The sequence below is a fragment of the Sporosarcina sp. USHLN248 genome (assembly GCF_037144575.1).
Classification (GTDB): Bacteria; Bacillota; Bacilli; order Bacillales_A; family Planococcaceae; genus Sporosarcina; species Sporosarcina contaminans.
In genome coordinates, this window is sequence record NZ_JBBCZC010000016.1 from 39,512 (window position 1) to 57,441 (window position 17,930).

Annotated in this window: 18 protein-coding genes; 10 read left to right on the plus strand and 8 right to left on the minus strand. The window is 40.5% G+C overall.

The window, feature by feature from the left end; genetic code table 11:
- Positions 1-437: 437 nt before the first annotated feature.
- The 3 genes from WFH04_RS08440 to WFH04_RS08450 form a co-directional block, all read right to left on the minus strand.
- Entirely contained in the window at positions 438-887 is a 450-nt protein-coding gene (locus tag WFH04_RS08440; RefSeq protein WP_336823610.1) for a YaiI/YqxD family protein, read from the minus strand.
- Positions 888-1,364: 477 nt separating this feature from the next.
- Entirely contained in the window at positions 1,365-2,396 is a 1,032-nt protein-coding gene (locus WFH04_RS08445; RefSeq protein WP_336823611.1) for a DUF4097 family beta strand repeat-containing protein, read from the minus strand.
- Positions 2,389-2,712, minus strand: a complete 324-nt coding sequence (locus WFH04_RS08450; RefSeq protein WP_336823612.1) for a PadR family transcriptional regulator — start codon at positions 2,710-2,712, stop codon at positions 2,389-2,391. Before WFH04_RS08450 ends, WFH04_RS08445 begins: the two co-directional genes overlap by 8 nt.
- 169 nt (positions 2,713-2,881) lie before the next feature.
- Between WFH04_RS08450 and WFH04_RS08455 the strand changes: the two genes are divergently transcribed.
- The 3 genes from WFH04_RS08455 (at position 2,882) to WFH04_RS08465 (ending at position 4,876) form a co-directional block, all read left to right on the plus strand.
- A complete protein-coding gene (locus WFH04_RS08455) occupies positions 2,882-3,250 on the plus strand; it encodes a hypothetical protein (protein WP_336823613.1) in 369 nt (122 codons plus the stop codon).
- Positions 3,251-3,271: 21 nt separating this feature from the next.
- The gene (locus tag WFH04_RS08460; protein WP_336823614.1) at positions 3,272-3,427 is read left to right on the plus strand and encodes a hypothetical protein; all 156 of its coding nucleotides are present in this window, start codon (positions 3,272-3,274) and stop codon (positions 3,425-3,427) included.
- Positions 3,428-3,496: 69 nt separating this feature from the next.
- Positions 3,497-4,876, plus strand: coding sequence for a leucyl aminopeptidase family protein (locus WFH04_RS08465; RefSeq protein ID WP_336823615.1), 1,380 nt, complete (start codon positions 3,497-3,499; stop codon positions 4,874-4,876).
- Between the two features lie 146 nt (positions 4,877-5,022).
- On the opposite strand, the gene WFH04_RS08470 is transcribed toward WFH04_RS08465, so the two are convergent.
- On the minus strand, positions 5,023-6,195 hold the full coding sequence (locus WFH04_RS08470; protein WP_381482579.1) for a multidrug effflux MFS transporter: 1,173 nt from the start codon (positions 6,193-6,195) through the stop codon (positions 5,023-5,025).
- A gap of 341 nt (positions 6,196-6,536) precedes the next feature.
- Here WFH04_RS08470 and WFH04_RS08475 point away from each other — a divergent pair, with 341 nt between their 5' ends.
- Both WFH04_RS08475 and WFH04_RS08480 read left to right on the plus strand, forming a co-directional pair.
- Positions 6,537-6,887 carry a PadR family transcriptional regulator gene (locus WFH04_RS08475; RefSeq protein ID WP_336823617.1) on the plus strand — a complete coding sequence of 117 codons (351 nt, stop codon included), beginning with the start codon at positions 6,537-6,539 and terminating at the stop codon, positions 6,885-6,887.
- Positions 6,874-7,890 carry an HAAS signaling domain-containing protein gene (locus WFH04_RS08480; protein ID WP_336823618.1) on the plus strand — a complete coding sequence of 339 codons (1,017 nt, stop codon included), beginning with the start codon at positions 6,874-6,876 and terminating at the stop codon, positions 7,888-7,890. The genes WFH04_RS08475 and WFH04_RS08480 overlap by 14 nt, the downstream gene beginning before the upstream one ends.
- A 375-nt stretch (positions 7,891-8,265) precedes the next feature.
- Here WFH04_RS08480 and WFH04_RS08485 read toward each other — a convergent pair whose 3' ends face one another.
- Genes WFH04_RS08485 through WFH04_RS08495 form a run of 3 tightly spaced genes read right to left on the minus strand, consistent with a single transcriptional unit; the run spans position 8,266 to position 10,749 of the window.
- The gene (locus WFH04_RS08485) at positions 8,266-9,222 is read right to left on the minus strand and encodes a TRM11 family SAM-dependent methyltransferase (RefSeq protein WP_336823619.1); all 957 of its coding nucleotides are present in this window, start codon (positions 9,220-9,222) and stop codon (positions 8,266-8,268) included.
- Positions 9,219-9,794, minus strand: a complete 576-nt coding sequence (locus WFH04_RS08490; RefSeq protein WP_336823620.1) for a branched-chain amino acid aminotransferase — start codon at positions 9,792-9,794, stop codon at positions 9,219-9,221. Before WFH04_RS08490 ends, WFH04_RS08485 begins: the two co-directional genes overlap by 4 nt.
- 49 nt (positions 9,795-9,843) lie before the next feature.
- Positions 9,844-10,749 carry a cation diffusion facilitator family transporter gene (locus tag WFH04_RS08495; protein ID WP_336823621.1) on the minus strand — a complete coding sequence of 302 codons (906 nt, stop codon included), beginning with the start codon at positions 10,747-10,749 and terminating at the stop codon, positions 9,844-9,846.
- Between the two features lie 321 nt (positions 10,750-11,070).
- On the opposite strand from WFH04_RS08495, the gene argH reads away from it, so the two are divergent.
- On the plus strand, positions 11,071-12,393 hold the full coding sequence (gene argH / locus WFH04_RS08500; RefSeq protein WP_336823622.1) for an argininosuccinate lyase: 1,323 nt from the start codon (positions 11,071-11,073) through the stop codon (positions 12,391-12,393).
- A gap of 26 nt (positions 12,394-12,419) precedes the next feature.
- On the opposite strand, the gene WFH04_RS08505 is transcribed toward argH, so the two are convergent.
- Positions 12,420-13,196, minus strand: a complete 777-nt coding sequence (locus WFH04_RS08505) for an SDR family oxidoreductase (RefSeq protein WP_336823623.1) — start codon at positions 13,194-13,196, stop codon at positions 12,420-12,422.
- A 390-nt stretch (positions 13,197-13,586) separates the two neighbouring features.
- On the opposite strand from WFH04_RS08505, the gene argC reads away from it, so the two are divergent.
- The 4 genes from argC to argD all read left to right on the plus strand — a co-directional run bounded on the left by argC (position 13,587) and on the right by argD (position 17,822).
- Positions 13,587-14,621, plus strand: a complete 1,035-nt coding sequence (gene argC / locus WFH04_RS08510) for an N-acetyl-gamma-glutamyl-phosphate reductase (RefSeq protein WP_336823624.1) — start codon at positions 13,587-13,589, stop codon at positions 14,619-14,621.
- 129 nt (positions 14,622-14,750) lie between these two features.
- Complete coding sequence (gene argJ / locus WFH04_RS08515; RefSeq protein WP_336823642.1) at positions 14,751-15,938, plus strand: bifunctional ornithine acetyltransferase/N-acetylglutamate synthase; 1,188 nt, start codon at positions 14,751-14,753, stop codon at positions 15,936-15,938.
- A complete protein-coding gene (gene argB, locus WFH04_RS08520; protein WP_336823625.1) occupies positions 15,901-16,680 on the plus strand; it encodes an acetylglutamate kinase in 780 nt (259 codons plus the stop codon). Before argJ ends, argB begins: the two co-directional genes overlap by 38 nt.
- Positions 16,677-17,822 carry an acetylornithine transaminase gene (argD, locus tag WFH04_RS08525; protein ID WP_336823626.1) on the plus strand — a complete coding sequence of 382 codons (1,146 nt, stop codon included), beginning with the start codon at positions 16,677-16,679 and terminating at the stop codon, positions 17,820-17,822. The genes argB and argD overlap by 4 nt, the downstream gene beginning before the upstream one ends.
- Positions 17,823-17,930 lie beyond the last annotated feature (108 nt).

Sequence of the window (17,930 nt, forward strand, 5' to 3'; positions counted from 1 at the left end):
ATCGTAAGGTATTGTATGTAAGTGGCAAACTGTTTATGAAAGGCCACTGCAAGCAGGGTTTTCAGTCTTTTAGGGTTTGTTGTAAAGGATAGGAGTTTCTTCAGCTTGGCTTGAAAACGCTTAGCATGTGGATGATAGTCTAAGAAAGCGATGTCCACAGCGCCTTAATTTTTGCAAAGGACGCAGAAATTAAGGCCAATCGAACTCAGAGGTGCCTTAATTTCTGCACAGGTCGCAGAAAAACGGCCAATCGAACTCGGAGGTGCCTTAATTTCTGCACAGGTCGCAGAAAAACGGCCAATCGAACTCAGAGGTGCCTTAATTTCTGCACAGGTCGCAGAAAACGGCCAATCGAACTCGGAGGTGCCTTAATTTCTGCACAGGTCGCAGAAAACGGCCAATCGAACTCTTCGTTGTTCGATTCGCTGTAGGCGGGTTTATTCTTTGCTGAGAAGTGTTTTGCAGAGTTCTCTCAATTGAAAAGAGAAGCGCTCATTCAGTTCTTTTGATCGTTTTTTTGGACCACGCAGTCTGCCGCCGGCCATTCTAATTTTCTGTGCGGTATGTCTAGCGAATAGCAATTGATCAATGTTTTCTTCTGTATATCGCCTTCCATTCTGATCTATCGGATGAGCCAATTTAGCCAATACCATTGCCGCTAACCCATAATCTTGTGTAATGACGATGTCTCCTTTTTGCACTCTGTTCACTAAAACAAAGTCAACTGCATCTGCACCTTTGGAAACGATGATCGTTTCAGCGCCTTCTCGATGCATTTCGTGTGCAGTATCGCAAATGAGCTTGCATGGCAAATTAAATTGTTTAGCGATCGAAATGGTTTCATTTACAACAGGACATCCATCTGCATCGACAAAGATCGTAACCATCTTATGACCCCTTTTCGTTTGTTGTTGAATGATAGTTCATAAAAGGATTGATGTCTCACTATATCATATTCTTTTGTTTTTATTTGATTCGGAAAGGGTTAAACACGTAAAAAAAGTGCAAAGGAGAGACTGTGATGGTTAGGGAAGAGAACAAGGGAAAGTCAATTGTCTGAGCGATATGGGCGAGAAGTGAATGCGAAGAATAAAGCTGTAGAGCTCAATCAAGTGTATGAAGAGGAAAAGGTGATCTCTGCAGACTAATTACCGCTATTATTAAGAGAAGATGAATTTAATAAGCTGGTTGGAGAAGAGAATTATGACAATGTTACAGACTTCAACATGATGAACTCTATCAATAGTCGAGCAAACTGTCCGGAAAATATCTTCTTGAAAGATCCGGACAGTTTCCATTTGTTTTGATACCCCTTTTGCTGTACGTTAATGAATCGATGCATACGTTTGCTCAACCGAAAGCTATCACTTCACGGTAATTCTGCCGTTGTCTGATTTCAAGCGAATCTGATATTGTTCAGAACCGAATCGTGTGCGTGTGTTCCTTTCCCCATACACATCGATTTTGCCGTATCCAGTTTTCGCAATGATTGTTGCATTTTCAGGCATTTGATCGGTTTGGATTTCAATGCTGCCATTATCCGTTTGGAAATCGATATGGTGGTTCAATTGCTCTGTTTGTAACGTAATCCTGCCGTTGTCTGTTACTCCTGTCACATCGCTCTTAATGTCAACGAATTCGAGTCTGCCATTATCCGACTCTGCATAAATCGAGTCCGCTTCGATATGACGCATATGAATTCTCCCGTTATCCGTCTTCGCTTTCAGACGGTCCGTTTGTACTTTCTTAATCACGATTCTGCCATTATCGGTTTCTGCTGTTAAAGAGGTCGAAGCGACTTCATCGATTTCAATTCGTCCATTATCTGTTTTTGACATGATGTTACGTCCGATTAATTTTTGTGCTTTTATTCTACCGTTATCTGATTTCATTGCGACAGATTCATACACTTTTTTCGGAATAAACACGTTCAAAGCCACCGCCCTTGTATGGAAATTAAATAAGAATAACCAATGAGACTTGTTCTTTAACCGAATCTTTAATGTTTCCCCAATAACATCTGCCGTTAACTCCAATTTATCCTTTTGACCGATCAACTCGACTGTCGTCTCCGACGTATCGGAAGGAGAAACGAAAAGCGCTCCATGTTGAACGTCAATATCGACTTTCGTAAATGAATTGTCTGGAATGGTCATCTTTTCACTCATTGTCGTGTGCATGGAAACTTCTTCCTGGTTGAATGGATAAGCTTCTAACAGTTCACTCGCAATTTTATTTGGAGAACCAAGTGATGCAGCAATTTCTTCTTCCGATTTACCATCCTCACGCCCGTTTGAAAAATACTCTTTTATGTCCAAGATAATGTCATCTCGTTCATCTGCAGGCAACCTTTTCAATGCCTGTTCAAGTTCATAGATAAATTGATTTTCATTCATTCGAAGCACCCTCCTCGATTAATTGATTGACTCCTTCAGTAAAGCTGCGCCATTCTGATAGTTGCTCATGTAAGTATTCACGTCCGGCTTCCGTCAGTTGATAATACTTTCGAGGCGGACCTTCAGAAGACTCTTGCAAATACGTTGTAAAATAGCCTTCTTTCGTTAATCGACGCAGCAAAGGGTAGACGGAACCTTCCGAAATGGAGATCCGATCTGAAATTTTTTGAACTAATTCGTAGCCATACCGATCTTGTTTATCTAACAGCACGAGTACACATAAATTTAAGACGCCTTTTTTAAATTGGATATTCACCATATAGCCTCCTTTCGCTACTATATATAGAACGGTACTGACTTATAGTAAGTAGTAACATCAATATATCATATGGTATTGTTCATTGCAAGGTACTGAATTTATTTATTTTCGGAACTTTATACATCTTCAAACGTAGTAGTAAGTAGACTTTGGAGGTGCATCTAATTTGTTTGGCAAGCCAAAATATCGTAATGAATTTTGGGCAGACGAGTTGATGGATGCAGCAAATAATGTAGGGACTACTTTACCCTTATTGCAAGACGAGTTTGATGATAAACAGTTGGTCATCCTTTTCAGCCGATTTCAAAAGGTCGAAAAAGACAAAGCGCTGTTTATGATTAATGAAATAAATTATGAAGCGATTCAGCAAGAGGTAAAGAAAGTGGAGAAAAAATACAAGTGGAAAGAGTTCTTCAATAGAAGCCCACTTTCGGAATATATTGACATAGAAAATAGGGTTGTAACAAATGTGGAAAATGCGTTATTATGCACAAATAGCGTAAAAGAAGCAAATGAATTTTTGAAAAATATATGATGGAAAATGGAGGGATATGTAATGGAAACCGGATATTTTGTAGGATGGGGAACTCTATCATTAATCAATGCGGGAATTGCACAAGGAAAAAACAGAAGTGGGTTGAACTGGTTTTTGCTGTCGCTAATATTGGGCCCTATTGCAACTTTTTGTCTAGTATTAGCAAATAAAAGATAATTCTTTATTGACGCTCTATATATGGTAAACTATTTCTGAAGTCGAAATAGTAAGTAGGGGGAGAAGGAAATGTCCAACGTCGTAAATATTATCTATGCACAAAACGAAAAAGTTACAGGAAATGCAGCAGTACAGCAATATGTCGATCAGCAACAAGCAGCTTTTTGCTCTGTATTAATCGGCGATGTTCAATACGTTGTTTTAAAAGAGCAGAAGAAACCTTCACTTGAAAAAGTACGATCTATAGCGGGTGACATCGCACGCCATCTATCTGAACAAAAAATAGTGGAAGCTGTAGTGAGCAGTGAAACATTAAAAACAGCATTTGCTAATTTGGACAAAAATAACGTCTCTACAGCTTTTGCTGAAGGTTGGGATTTAGGCAGCTATCAGTTCCTGAATTACAAAACGAAAGAAGAACGAAGCAAGACAGAATTGCAAGTGGATGGGGAAGAGGCAAAATCATATGCTGAAATTGGCAAAATCCGTGCTGCAGCAACAGCATTTTCCCGCGACTTAATGAATGAAGTTTCGAATGTATTAAATCCTGAAACGTATCCAGAAGTGCTAAAAATGCAGCTTGAGGATAAAGGGATTGAAGTGACCGTTTTTGATCAAGAAAAGATCGAAGAAATGGAAATGAACGGAGTCCTTACTGTCGGAAGAGGCAGCAAGTACAAACCATCTTTTGTCGAGCTGCGATATAAGGGTGATGAAACAAAACCGCTATTGGCACTTGTCGGTAAGGGAGTCACTTTCGACACTGGCGGTATTAGCTTAAAGAGCGGCAAAGATTTAAGCGACATGAGAATGGATATGGGAGGCTCAGCTGCAGTTGCAGGTGCAATGCAGTTATTGGCTGAAACAAAAGCGCAGGTGAATGTCGTGGCGCTAATTCCAATGGTGGAAAATACGATAGACAACACGGCTGTCCTTCCAGGTGAAGTGATTCATTATAAAAACGGCCTAACTGTTCAAATTGGCAACACTGATGCGGAAGGGCGCCTTATTTTAGCGGACGCTTTAATTCGCGCTGGTGAATTGAATGCCGAATATATTGTAGACATTGCTACATTGACTGGCGCAATTGTCAATGCATTAGGAACTGCCCTTGGCGGTGTGTTTGGCGATGAAGAGCTCTCTTATGCGATGAAGAAAATAGGTGACGAAAACGGGGACTTCGTTTGGCCGATGCCATTAGTAGAAGAGTATGACAAAACATTATCGAGTGATTATGCGGATATGAACAATATTAGCTCATTGAATTTTGGTGGTTCCATTACGGCGGCCCTCTTCCTTCGACGCTTCGTTCCTGAAGGCAGCAAGTGGCTGCACGTCGATATGGCTGGAATGATGAGCAAGTCAAAACCATCCGGCTATTATGCAAAGTCGGCGACGGGATATGGCGCACGTTTGTTAGCTGATTATGCGGTGAAGATTTCAGAGTAAAAAATTGTTGCTGGGGCGGTTATAATGTTGCTCCAGCATTTTTTGATCGGTAAAAGTTATTGACGTTCATATGATACATGGATAAAAGAACAGTTATGGAAAACGATTTGTTTGTCCATAACTGTTCTTTTTTAGGTAATCCTTTTTTATTTTTGTATGCGGAATCCTATTAAAAGCATAACAAAGCCCAACAGTAAGAAGTATAATGGCATTGCTAGTATTGTACCATTTTGAAGTACGCTCATCCCATATGTTGTAGCGCTTACGAGTAAATAGTAGCATAGACTAAAGATCGCCCCGGCAGATCCGATAACATCCTGAAAATCATTTAGAGCCAAGCTTAAACAATTTGGCAAAGCTGTTCCTATACCAAATAAAATAATAAACACACTGGTTATCATGATTGGTAATTGTAACGTTGGTAAGAGCGGTGTAGAACAAGCGAGTATTGTTCCACTGATCAGAATGATTAATCCATGCATAATAATTTTCTCTGGTTTTATTTTGCTAACAAGTCGATTGGACAACATTGCACCTGAGATAGTAGCGGTTGCAACGATTATTCCTAAAAAGCCAAACATTGCACTCGTTAACGAAAAATATTGAATGAATATAAAAGGTGCCTCAGTATAGTAGCTGAACAATATACCGTTTAATCCACCAATTAATATACCGTAGTACCATAGGCGCTGATTTGTTATCATACGCTTTATAATTGGAAGCAGAAGTTGCAATCTAATAGTAGCAGGCTTGGTTTCAGGTAATCGTAAAAATGCGTAGCAAAATAATGCAATGCTCATTGCGACCAACACCCAAAATACAACTTTGAAACCAAAGTAGTATTCAGCAAAACCGCCAATTAATGGGCCGATGGCAGGCGAGAAAGCGAGTACAGCTGAAATTTTGGCAAATAATCTATGACGATGTACACCAGAAAAACTCTCTCGTAAAATCGTTTGTGTCACAATAGATCCAACACTTGCACCAAAAGCTTGAACAAAACGTGCAACTAATAAAACCGATATCCCATTGGATGCCAGACAAAGTAGATTTCCAATAAAATAGAAAAATAAACCGACTAGCATTGCCTTTCTACGGCCAATTCTATCGGATAATCTTCCAAAGAAAAATACTCCGAAGGCAAAAGCGATAAAGTACACACTCATCGTAAGTTGTGCATTACTTGTTGAAGTGTTAAATTCTTTTGCAATCGAAGGTAGAGACGGACTGAAAATGGTTTCACTAATTTGTGGAAAGCCTACTAGTAGAATTAATAAAAGTAAGCTTGGTGTATTGTTTTCGATGCTTTTCTTCAAAATAACCCTCTCCTAAAAAATCGTAATAGGTTTGAAAGAAAAACATCGTAGCTTGGGAAATGGTGGCTTTATGAGCTTGATTTTTTCTAAATCACTCATAAACTCACATCCTTTATTAAAAATACATACAAAATTATACTATATTTGAATGCCATCTTATATAAAACGTAGTCAATAAAGTCATAATTTGAAGGATGTAATTAATCGAAAATCCAGCTATCACAATGTGGCTGGATTTTTTGATGTTGGATGTTCAAATGTTTTGATTTTACTTTTCACAATAGTGTATAATGCACAGTATAAATAATAATGTACGTCATACAGTATAAAGGAGAAGAAAACGGATGGACCAAATTATCGATTCGCTTTCAACTGAATTAAGAAGGGGAAACTTGACGTTGGCGGTTTTAAGTCAATTACGAACGCCTCAATATGGATATTCACTTGTGCAATTGCTTGCAGAACTTGGGGTGGAAATCGAACAAAGCACACTATATCCTCTGCTTCGGAGGTTGGAAAAACAAGAGTTAGTGGTGAGTTTTTGGGATACGTCCGGTGCAAGGCCACGAAAATATTACGAATTAAGCCAGGAAGGAGAAATTGTTTTTCAACAAATTAAAGAAGAATGGATAAAAAATACAAAAAAACTTTATGAAGTTTTAAAAGAGGAGGATGATGCAGATGGATTTAATTAAACTGTACATTCAGGAAGTCACTCGGAGGCTGCCAGATAAAACCCGAAATGACATTGCGCTGGAATTAGAATCAACAATCTATGATATGTTGCCTGAAGATTATTCAGAAGATGATGTCAAACGGGTACTTGAAACATTGGGGAATCCTGCTGTTTTAGCAAGTCAATATAATGAAAAACCAATGCATTTAATCGGACCGAAGTATTATGAAGCGTACACTACATTACTAAAGCTATGCTTGCCGATCGCAGCTATTTGCTCATTTATCGCCATTGTTGCGGTGAAAGTTTTTAGTCCAGTCGATGAGGGTGCAGTATTGGAAACGATGCTTGTAATTATGGGAGAGGGGATTTGGAATGTCATCAATGTGATTATCCATACATTTTTTTGGATAACTGCCGTCTTTGTGATTGCCGAGCGTGCAGACGGGGTTAAGAAACATTCCCCTTTATCATCGAATTTTCGACCGTGGACACCTGAGGATTTAAAGCAGAGTATCTATGTTCCGAAATATAAGATGATTAAAAGCTTTGAATTGTCTTGTGGCTTAGCTTGGACAGCGATGTGGGGAACGACTTATTTTTATGCCAATCATTTAATAGGCATATATGAAAATGGCGATAATGGCTTGCGAATGGTAACGACAGCGTTCAATCAAGAAGTACTTCTATCCTTTTGGCCGTTAATCGTTTTGTTGATTGGATTAGAAATTGCTTTAACAATTAATAAACTGATTAAAAAACAATGGACATATAAGCTATCAACATTTTTTACAATTCATCAAGTCGCATCGCTTGTTATCTTAGTTATCATTTTAACGCATGCGAATCTCTTTACACCTGAATTCCTTAATCAAATGGGTGAAATTTTTACAACAAGCCCAACAAGGATTGAGAATAGCATCATTTGGGGTACGATCACGATCTTTGTAATATTTGCAGTTTGGGGAATGATTGACGTGTATAAAAGAGCGGCAATTAAAAGTGATCTAAATAGACTTTGAAATTATTGTTTATAGTGATATTCAATGATGATCATAAATAAGTGATTCAGTGAAGATAAGCCGTAGTAGAAAAAAAGGATTTTATTAATCCCGTGTCGGGTTGCTGACCCAATAAGGCCGTTAGTTGGTATATTGACTGGCGAGCATGATCGATTTACTGGCGTAGGTATCATGAATACTGGCGTGCATTGCAGATTTACTGGCGCAGATAGTCTGCATACTGGTGTGCTTTACGCTTGATGAAATAAGGCTTCTTGTCACTGTTTAAAATCGGGTATAATCTATTTTAGCTGCAGGATTTATAGTGGTTTGTGAATAGATTTAAGACACAAAAAAGCGGGCAGGAAAGTTACTCTTCCACCCGCTTTATTTATTTCAGAGACAAACAATCACTTGCCGCTCAAACGTACCTTTCCTTGCAACACAACGGTCTACGATGTTAAATCCGGCTTGTTCGATCATGTCGTCAATCGTTTCGATCGTCACAACGACTAATTTTTCTGTTATCCGTCTAGCATCTTTTAGAATGCCCAATTGCCCTTCGGCTGTAATATGGGTGAATAAGTTGTAGGGCATGTCGATGATTGCTGAATCATATGTATCGGTCACTTCTGAAATTGGGCCTTTTACAACTTCGCATTCTAAACCGAAGTGGAACAGGTTTTTCCTCGATCCTCTGCACACTAATGGGTTGATGTCTCGGCCGACAATATCAATGCCCATCGAGCGGGCTTCGACTAAAACGGTTCCGATGCCGCAGCAAGGATCAATTGCCTTTACGCCTTCAGGATGGGGCACGGCGATATTCGCAACCGCACGTGCAACACGGGTACTAAGCGCTGTCGAATACATATGAGGCTTCTGCTGATGGAACCGCCAATAAGGAACACTTTCCTCTACACTTCCAAAGTAGTATACGCCATCCAAAAGTACGAAGCCGTAATGCGTTTCGGGATGATCCAAGTCAGCTTCTCCTGTAATTTTTTCGCCAATCGCCTTTTCCATTTTACGCCTTTTGTTGTGGCCGATTTTTTCTGTGTCTCCTAAATCTATTGTATTCAAGCAAGTGACCCGGAATGTTTTGTGAGAAACAAATCGTTCTGCTTCAGACATAAGCTCTTCAAAGCTGTTACAAGTAATTAAAACTTCAAGCCGTTCTTTCATGAAAGGGCTGCGACTCGGATCGATTGCTGTTTTACTTATGAGGACGTTCGAATCGCTATCGTATCCGAAAAACGACCTCATCTCTAATTTGCAAAGGTCATGTTCATCTTTGTGCCTGACATACGTGTAAATGAACTCTTTGCTGTCTGTTTTAAAAGATTGCTTCAATTCATCGCCTCAATGACTGTTTCCAATTCAAACACTGTTTGATACGTAACGTCAATTGCAGTTTGCAATGAAACTTCTGGATTGAAAGTAGGCAGCCGATCGAGCGGAATATTAATTTCCCATAAACCGTCTTGGGGTGAGAAAAGGGCACTGTACGTTTTCTCACCTAATTTTTCATCCAAATAGGATTTAATTACTGCTTCCCATTTTTTTTGGAGCTTTAATCCGAATAGGGCAGTATATGTTCCAAATAAATCATCGACTTCAAGGGCGATGCCATCGACTCCGATCATGTCAAAATGATCCGATTCGACATAGAGGAATTCATCCATATTGTCCGATAAAAAGGAGATTGGCTGTTCCATAAAGGCCGCCGTTTCCTCTTTTTTCAGCTCTTCCGTTTCCTTCACACATCTTTCAATCAATGTAAATGTCCATCGTTTATCAATGACGTTGCTGTCGGCATCCATAACATTTTGTTGTTTAGCAAATTCTTGTTCGATCGGAAATAATGCAATTTGTTCATCACGGTCAAATTGGTTTATATATTGCTGCAATTGTTTTGAAATCATGTTTGCACTCCTTTCATTTACTATTATACATATCCGCGGGAGGATCCGCTCATTCTTCTTCCTCTGGATACCACGGGTTTAAGTGGATGAGCACTTCATCTACATCCTGATGTTTTTCTAAAATCGCATTACGGATTTCACTCGATATGTCATGGCCTTCTTGAATCGTCAAATTGCCTGGTACACCAACCCGCACATCGACTAAAATATAATGCCCATGTTCGCGAGCGCGAAGCCTGTCAATTCTCTTCACTTCCGGAAAGGTGCGAATTAAAACGGAAAACTCTTTTAAACGTTCTGAGCTAACGTTTTTCTCCATTAATATATCGATTGATTCTTTTCCGATTTCATATGCTAAACGTAGTACTAAAATCGAAACGATGACTCCAGCAAACGGATCGCCGTACGATAGGAATGCAATGTCATATGCATCTCCAATTAAAGCAAGCCCTATACCGAGCACTGCAGCTAATGAAGCGTACACATCCGCCAAATGGTCATATGCGGTTGCGATTAATCCTTTACTGTTCGTTTCTTTTCCGACCCGCATTGTATAGACATAAAGCAATTGCTTCCATACGAGAGAAATAATTGCGGTAATCAATGCAATTTTGCTCGCTTTTGCTGGCTCCTCGAAAAAGGTGGAAATCGCTTCAATACCGATGTAAATTGCAGCTATGATTAGGATGATCGCCACAATTCCAGAGCCGATCACTTCTGCTTTGCCATGTCCATAAGGATGGTCGTCATCAGCAGGCCGCTGCGAAATGCGCATGGAAGTAAGCGCAGCTGCCGATGCAACGACATCACCGGCATTATGGAAGCCATCTGCTAACAGCACGGGACTATTGAATAAAATTCCGACGATAATTTTCAACACAGTGAGAACAATATTACTCATTAAACTGATCCAGATGGCAAAAACAGATGCAATGGAATGCTTTTCTTTATTCATCTTCTAACCTCCAACATATTTTTCCCAGAGGAAACAAAATCCCTTGACATATAGCTGTCAAGGGATTGGAAATTTAAAAATAATAAGGTTGATTCGTTGTTGTTCAATGTCATCACTCGTTTTCATTCGATATGATTAGCATAGCACCCCATAAAGCTTTGAGCAAGAAAATGGCTATTGAAAGTAAATAAGATGAGTTTGACTAAAAAGTAACGGGTATCTTTTTTATAGAAGAAATAGGGGAGTTCCATTGCAATGAAGATAAATATTCATTATAATACAATAAAGTGAATAAAAATACATAACGGAGGTTGATGATACATGAAGTTATGGGGTGGACGTTTTACAAGCCGTGCGGATGAAATTATGGAGCAGTTCAATACATCATTGCCGGTTGACCATCGTTTATATAAAGAAGATATTGCTGGTAGCCTCGCGCATGTGACGATGTTAGTGCATAGCGATCTTTTATCACCCGAAGAGGGAGATTTATTAGTTCAAGGTCTTGAATCGATATTGACCGATATTGAATCGGGAAAATTGAAAATCGAAGGCGACTTTGAAGATATTCACTCATTCATAGAAATGCATCTAACGGAGCGAGTAGGAGAGACAGGCAAGAAGCTACATACTGCCCGCAGCAGAAATGATCAAGTTGCTGTTGATATGCGCTTATACGCAAAAAATAAAGCAACGGAAGTGATTGATAGCCTTCAAACGTTAATCGACTCTTTGCATGAAAAAGGGAAGGCGAACAATGTCATTATGCCGGGCTACACTCATTTGCAGCGTGCTCAAGTCGTGACATTTGGACATCACTTAGGGGCTTACGAGCAAATGTTCAAGCGAGATAAAAAAAGAGTGGAAAATGCATTGGAGCTAATGGATGAAAATCCTTTAGGATGTGGAGCACTTGCGGGGACAACGCACGCAATCGACCGCCAAGTAACGACGGAATTGCTTCGTTTTGCAAAACCGGTCGATAATTTTTTGGATGGGGTTAGTGACCGCGATTATATGCTCGAGCTTATGTCTAATTTTTCGATCATCATGATGCATTTAAGCCGTTTAAGTGAGGAATTGGTATTATGGAGCAGCCAAGAATTCAGATTCATAACGATGGCGGATGCGTATTCAACAGGCAGCAGCATAATGCCGCAAAAAAAGAATCCGGACGCAGCAGAACTAATCCGCGGCAAAACGGGAAGAGTGTATGGCTCGTTATTCTCTTTATTGACAACTTTGAAAGGGCTGCCGCTTACGTACAATAAAGATATGCAGGAAGACAAAGAGCCGTTTTTCGATGCGCTTGATACAGTATTGGACTGCATGGAAATAATGTCGAAAATGATTGACACACTGACAGTAAATGCTGATCAGATGAAGGCGGCAATTAAAGCAGGATTTTTGAATGCGACAGAAGTGGCTGACTACTTAGTGAGCAAGGGAACACCATTCCGCGATGCGCATGAAATTGTTGGCAAGATCATTTTATATTGTGAAATGGAGAAAAAAGCGATTGAGGATTTAACAATAGAAGAATTGAGCGGATTTAGCAGCGCCATTGAGGAAGATATATATGCATATATCGAATATGAAAGTATTTTAACAAAAGGGAATAAGAGCCTTATGAAAGGCGAATGAAAAAAGGAGCTGATCAGCTCCTTTTTTTATCCCATTATATGATAGCCCGCATCGACGTAAATCACTTCGCCAGTTACACCGCTCGATAAATCACTTAACATGGCAATTGACATTTTTGCAACTTCTTCTTGTGTAATATTTCGCTTCAAAGGAGCTTTTTCTTCAATTTGGCCCAAAATGGTGTTAAATGAAGGAACGCCCTTTGCAGATAGGGTGCGTACTGCTCCAGCTGAAATGGCATTTACCCGGATGCCGTCTTTTCCGATATCGTTTGCAAGATAGCGGACGGAAGCTTCAAGAGCTGCTTTTGCAACTCCCATAACATTGTAGCCATCAAGAACACGTTCTGCACCTAAATAACTCATTGTTATGATAGAGCCGCCTTCCGCCATATAACGACGTGCTTCACGAGCAGTTGCAATTAAGGAATAAGCGCTCGAATCTTGCGCAAATGCATAACCGCTTCTCGTCGTCTCTACAAAATCGTTTTTCAAATCTTCTGCATGGGCGAAAGCGACTGAATGGACGATGCCGTGGATCGTGCCAATTGTTTCGCCAATTAATGTAAATGCATGTTGAATGCTTTCATCTTCATTTACATCGCATTGTACGACCATTTTTGGTTCATAGCCATGGCTTTCCAACGCTTTTTCAAGCTTCGCCAGAGAGCGTTCTTTCCTATATGTGAAAATGACGTTAGCTCCGACTTCAAACAGCGACTTGGCAATTCCCCAAGCCAAACTTCTTTCATTTGCCACTCCCATGACAACAACATTCTTATCTTTCAGTTTCAATAAATCCATTGCAGTACCCTCCCTATTCAGTCGTAATGCGTTCGAGAATTATATAGCTGCTATTATGACCTGTTACCAATATGATTATAGCATAATCGGGCAATGAAGTTAATATGCATTTAAATCAATTCGAAAAGGGGCAATGTGAATAAGCTATTAGTCTTTGGTGAATAAATCCATAGCCAATCAAGCAGGTACGTGTCACTGTATATAGGATGAATAATGAGGAGGGGCAGTAATACGTAAAAATTTTTGTGGAATATCCTTAGTCCCCTCTACAGTCTTCTAAAAACTTCATTTTTACTCCATTCGTACTAAATTCAAATTTTAATAATAATACAGTTGACTTTATAAATATACATGCGTATACTAACCATATTGAATAAAGGGGTGGGCAATATGAAAATAGGAATCATTGGTGCTTCCGGCTATGGCGGGCTTGAATTGATCCGTTTGCTACATGAACACCCGGAAGTCGGACAAATCGATTTATTCACTTCTTCGGAGGAAGGAACGATTTTTTCAAACAAATATCCGCATTTGACAGACTTATACGATCAGCCGCTAAACGAGATTGATTTCGATCGGCTTGTTACTTACGACGTCATATTCGCGAGTACACCCGCAGGGGTGACGAGCAAGCTTTTCCCTCCGCTACTTGATAGAGGGCCGACGTTGATTGATCTGTCAGGCGACTTTCGTTTGAAGGATTTGTCTGATTATGAAGCATGGTATAAAAAAGCCCCCGCTCCGATCGAGGCAATCGAGAAAAGCGCCTATGGCTTAACCGAGTGGAATGCAAAATCAATTCGGGAGGCACAGCTTATTGCCAATCCCGGATGCTATCCGACAGCAGCACTCTTATCCATATTGCCGCTTTTAAAAGAACGGCAAATAGATGTGTCTCATTTAGTCATTGATGCGAAAAGTGGAGTGTCCGGCGCAGGGAATGCGCTTAGTCCGATGACACACTTCAGTGAGACAAATGAAAACCTATCAATTTATAAAATCCATCAACATCAACATATTCCAGAAATAGAGCAAGCAATGGAAATTTTCGGGGGCATGAAATCCCCAATTACATTTACGACACATTTGACACCTATGACAAGGGGTATTATGACAACGACCTATGCAATGTTGGTAGATGGGATAACTGAGGTTGACCTTATTTGTAATTTGAGAGAAACCTATCAACATATGCCTTTCGTTCGAGTGATTGAAGATATAGCGAAATTCGGAACGAAGCAGGTGTACGGGTCAAACTACTGTGATCTTCACGTTAAGGTGGATGAAAGGACGAATCGTGCGACGATTGTTTCTGTTATCGATAATTTAGTGAAAGGGGCTGCAGGGCAAGCGGTTCAAAATATGAATGTTCGATTTAACTTCGACGAAAAGGCAGGGCTTGAACAAGTTCCATTATTCATTTAACTTCATTCAGAAAAATGTCCTCGATGAAGCACCATGAAAAATGAAACGCAATCGTACCAAGTAGGAATTGATAAGAGGAGGAGAGCGATCTTGACAATTGCAGTTCAGAGGATAAAACGAATATCGCGTATGAATATCGTTTCGCCTAAAGGATTTAAAGCTGTCGGCATTCACTGCGGCTTAAAGCATAAAAAATATGATTTGGCTTTATTAGTGAGCGATGTACCTGCGAATGCGGCCGGTGTGTTTACAACGAATGCAATTCAAGCTGCTCCGTTAGTCATCACAAAAGAACTTATTCAAAGTACCGGAAAAATGCAAGCGATCATTATCAATTCCGGCAATGCAAATGCGTGTACAGGAACAGCTGGTATGCAAGATGCATTGACAATGCAACTAAAAACAGCAGAAAAGATTGGCATATCTCCTGATTTAGTCGGTGTAGCCTCTACAGGCGTCATAGGAGAGAAGTTGAATATGGAACCAATTGTAGCTGGCATAGCGTCTTTTGAACCGACGAATACGCTCGAAAGTTCCATTCAGTTTTCACAAGCGATATTAACAACCGATACGGTGACAAAAAATACATCATACCGCGTTGAAATTGATGGCAAGGAAGTGGTCGTTGCCGGAACAGCGAAAGGTTCAGGGATGATTGAGCCGAATATGGCAACGATGTTAGGTTTCATTACGACGGATGCGAATATTGAAGCGACCCATCTTCAAGAGGCGTTGAAAACTGTGACAGATGTTACATTCAATGCGATTACAGTGGATGGCGACACGTCAACGAACGATATGGTCATCGTCATGGCAAACGGAATGGCGCAAAACGAACAGTTGACACCTTCTCATCCTGAATGGGAGATCTTCTTGAATGCTTTGCATGCGGTATCGCAAGATCTTGCGAAAATGATTGCAAAGGACGGGGAAGGTGCTACGAAATTGATTGAAGTTGAAGTAAATGGCGCTATTTCGGATAGCGAAGCGAGGAAGATTGCAAAAACAGTTGTCGGTTCTCCGTTAGTTAAAACTGCTGTTTTTGGATGCGATGCAAATTGGGGCCGCGTCATTGCCGCGGTAGGCTATAGCGGGGCGACGGTAAATCCTTCAGACATCCACATACAAATTGGCCCGACTACTGTTGTTCAAGGCGGGGAGCCAGCTAATTTTTCCGAAGAGGAGCTGCTCGTCTACTTAAAACAGCCTGAAGTGAAAATCATTGTAGACTTAAACATAGGAGAAGGAAATGGATTGGCGTGGGGGTGCGATTTGACTTATGACTATGTCCAAATTAATGCAACGTATCGCTCATAAACGTGTTGTCATCAAATTAGGCGGTAGTATGATCGATTCATTGGAAGAATCATTCTTCGCACGATTGCGCCAAATGCGCAATGACGGGATGGAAATGATTATCGTTCATGGTGGAGGACCTTCTATCAATGCCGCTTTGGAGAAAAAGGGGATTGTTTCCACTTCAATCGACGGCATTCGGGTTACATGTAGCCAATCAATTGAAGTTGTCAATCAAGTACTAATCAGTGAAGTGAATACTGCGCTTGTCCATCAGATGAATGAAGCCGGCATTGAATCGATTGGTCTAAGCGGCTTTGATGGCAAACTTCTGTCTTGCAAAATGTTAAATAAAGAAACGTACGGCTATGTTGGAGAAATTGAGTTAGTCAATCACTTTTTAATTGATAAACTTCTTCAAGCAGACATTGTACCTGTTATTTCTTGCATCGGCACTACAGCGGACGGTCACCCCCTCAATATTAATGCCGATACAGTTGCAAGTAAAGTGGCGCAATCAATCGGTTCGGAGTTACTTTACTTCGTATCGGATACTCCAGGCATAACCATTAGCGGTAATGTACAGCAAAAAGCGTCACCGTCGGCAATCTATGAATGGATTGCTGCTGGGGAGATTTATGGTGGAATGATTCCGAAAGTGAAAGCGGCGTTAAGCTGCATTGAGGAAGGGATCCCTTCCGTTGAAATAACAGATCAGCAATTGAAGGGCACAATGATCTCACATGAAGAGGTGTGCGTATGAGTGCATTATTTAACAATTATGCGAGACGGCCAATCCATATCGTAAGAGGGAGTGGAACGACGGTCATCGATGATACGGGAAAAAGCTATCTTGATTTTACAAGCGGTATTGCAGTGTTAAGTTTAGGCCATTCACATCCTGTAATCGTCAATGCGATTCAAGAGCAAAGTGAAAAGCTTATGCATATTTCCAATCTGTTCGAGAGCCCTGAACAGGAACAGCTGGCCCAATCATTAATAGAAGGAACGCATTTCGCCCACGCTTTCTTCTGCAATAGTGGTGCAGAAGCGAACGAAGCGGCTATTAAATTGGCTCGTAAGCATACCTCAAAGAGTACGATTATAACGTTTGAACAATCTTTTCATGGGCGTACATTCGGAGCCATGTCAGCAACGGGCCAAGATAAAGTGAAAAGTGGATTTGGCCCGTTGTTGCAGACATTTAAGACATTGCCGTTTAATGATAGCCATGCATTGGAGGAAGCAGTAGATGATAGCGTAGCAGCCATTATGCTCGAAATCATCCAAGGTGAAGGGGGCGTCAATGAAATCACGCCAGAATTTGCGGCTACAATTTCTTGTCTATGCAAGGAAAAAGGCATTTTGCTTATCGTCGATGAAATTCAAACTGGTATAGGACGTACAGGAACAAAATACGCATACGAACAAACGATTTTACAGCCCGATATACTTACACTTGCGAAAGGATTAGGCGGTGGTTTTCCAATCGGTGCTATGATCGGTACAGCGAAGCTATATGAATCGTTTGGACCTGGATCACATGGCACAACATTCGGAGGGAATCCTTTGGCAATGGCCGTTGCCTCGGCGACGATCGGGCAAGTGTTCAATAAGCAGTTTTTAGAAGATGTCAAAAAGAAGTCTGTCTTTTTAGTTAGTAAACTATGTGAAATATTACCTGAAAACCAATTTGAACTTCGAGGAAAAGGTCTTCTATTAGGAATTAAGTGCAAGGAAGAAGTTGCCTCGATTATACAACAGGCAGAAGAAAACGGTTTGCTTCTTGTGCAAGCAGGCTCAAATGTTATTCGGTTATTGCCACCGTTGACAGTTACGGAAGAGGAAATGGAACAGGCGGTTTCAATCCTATCTTCTCTTGTCTTAACGGCTCAATATAAATAATGGAACTGTTTGGCAGTTTGAATTAAGGCGTTCAGCGAATCGCTATTCAAATTGGATTAAACTAATTCCAACTAAAAGCGGATCTCACGGACTGGGGGGATCCGTTTT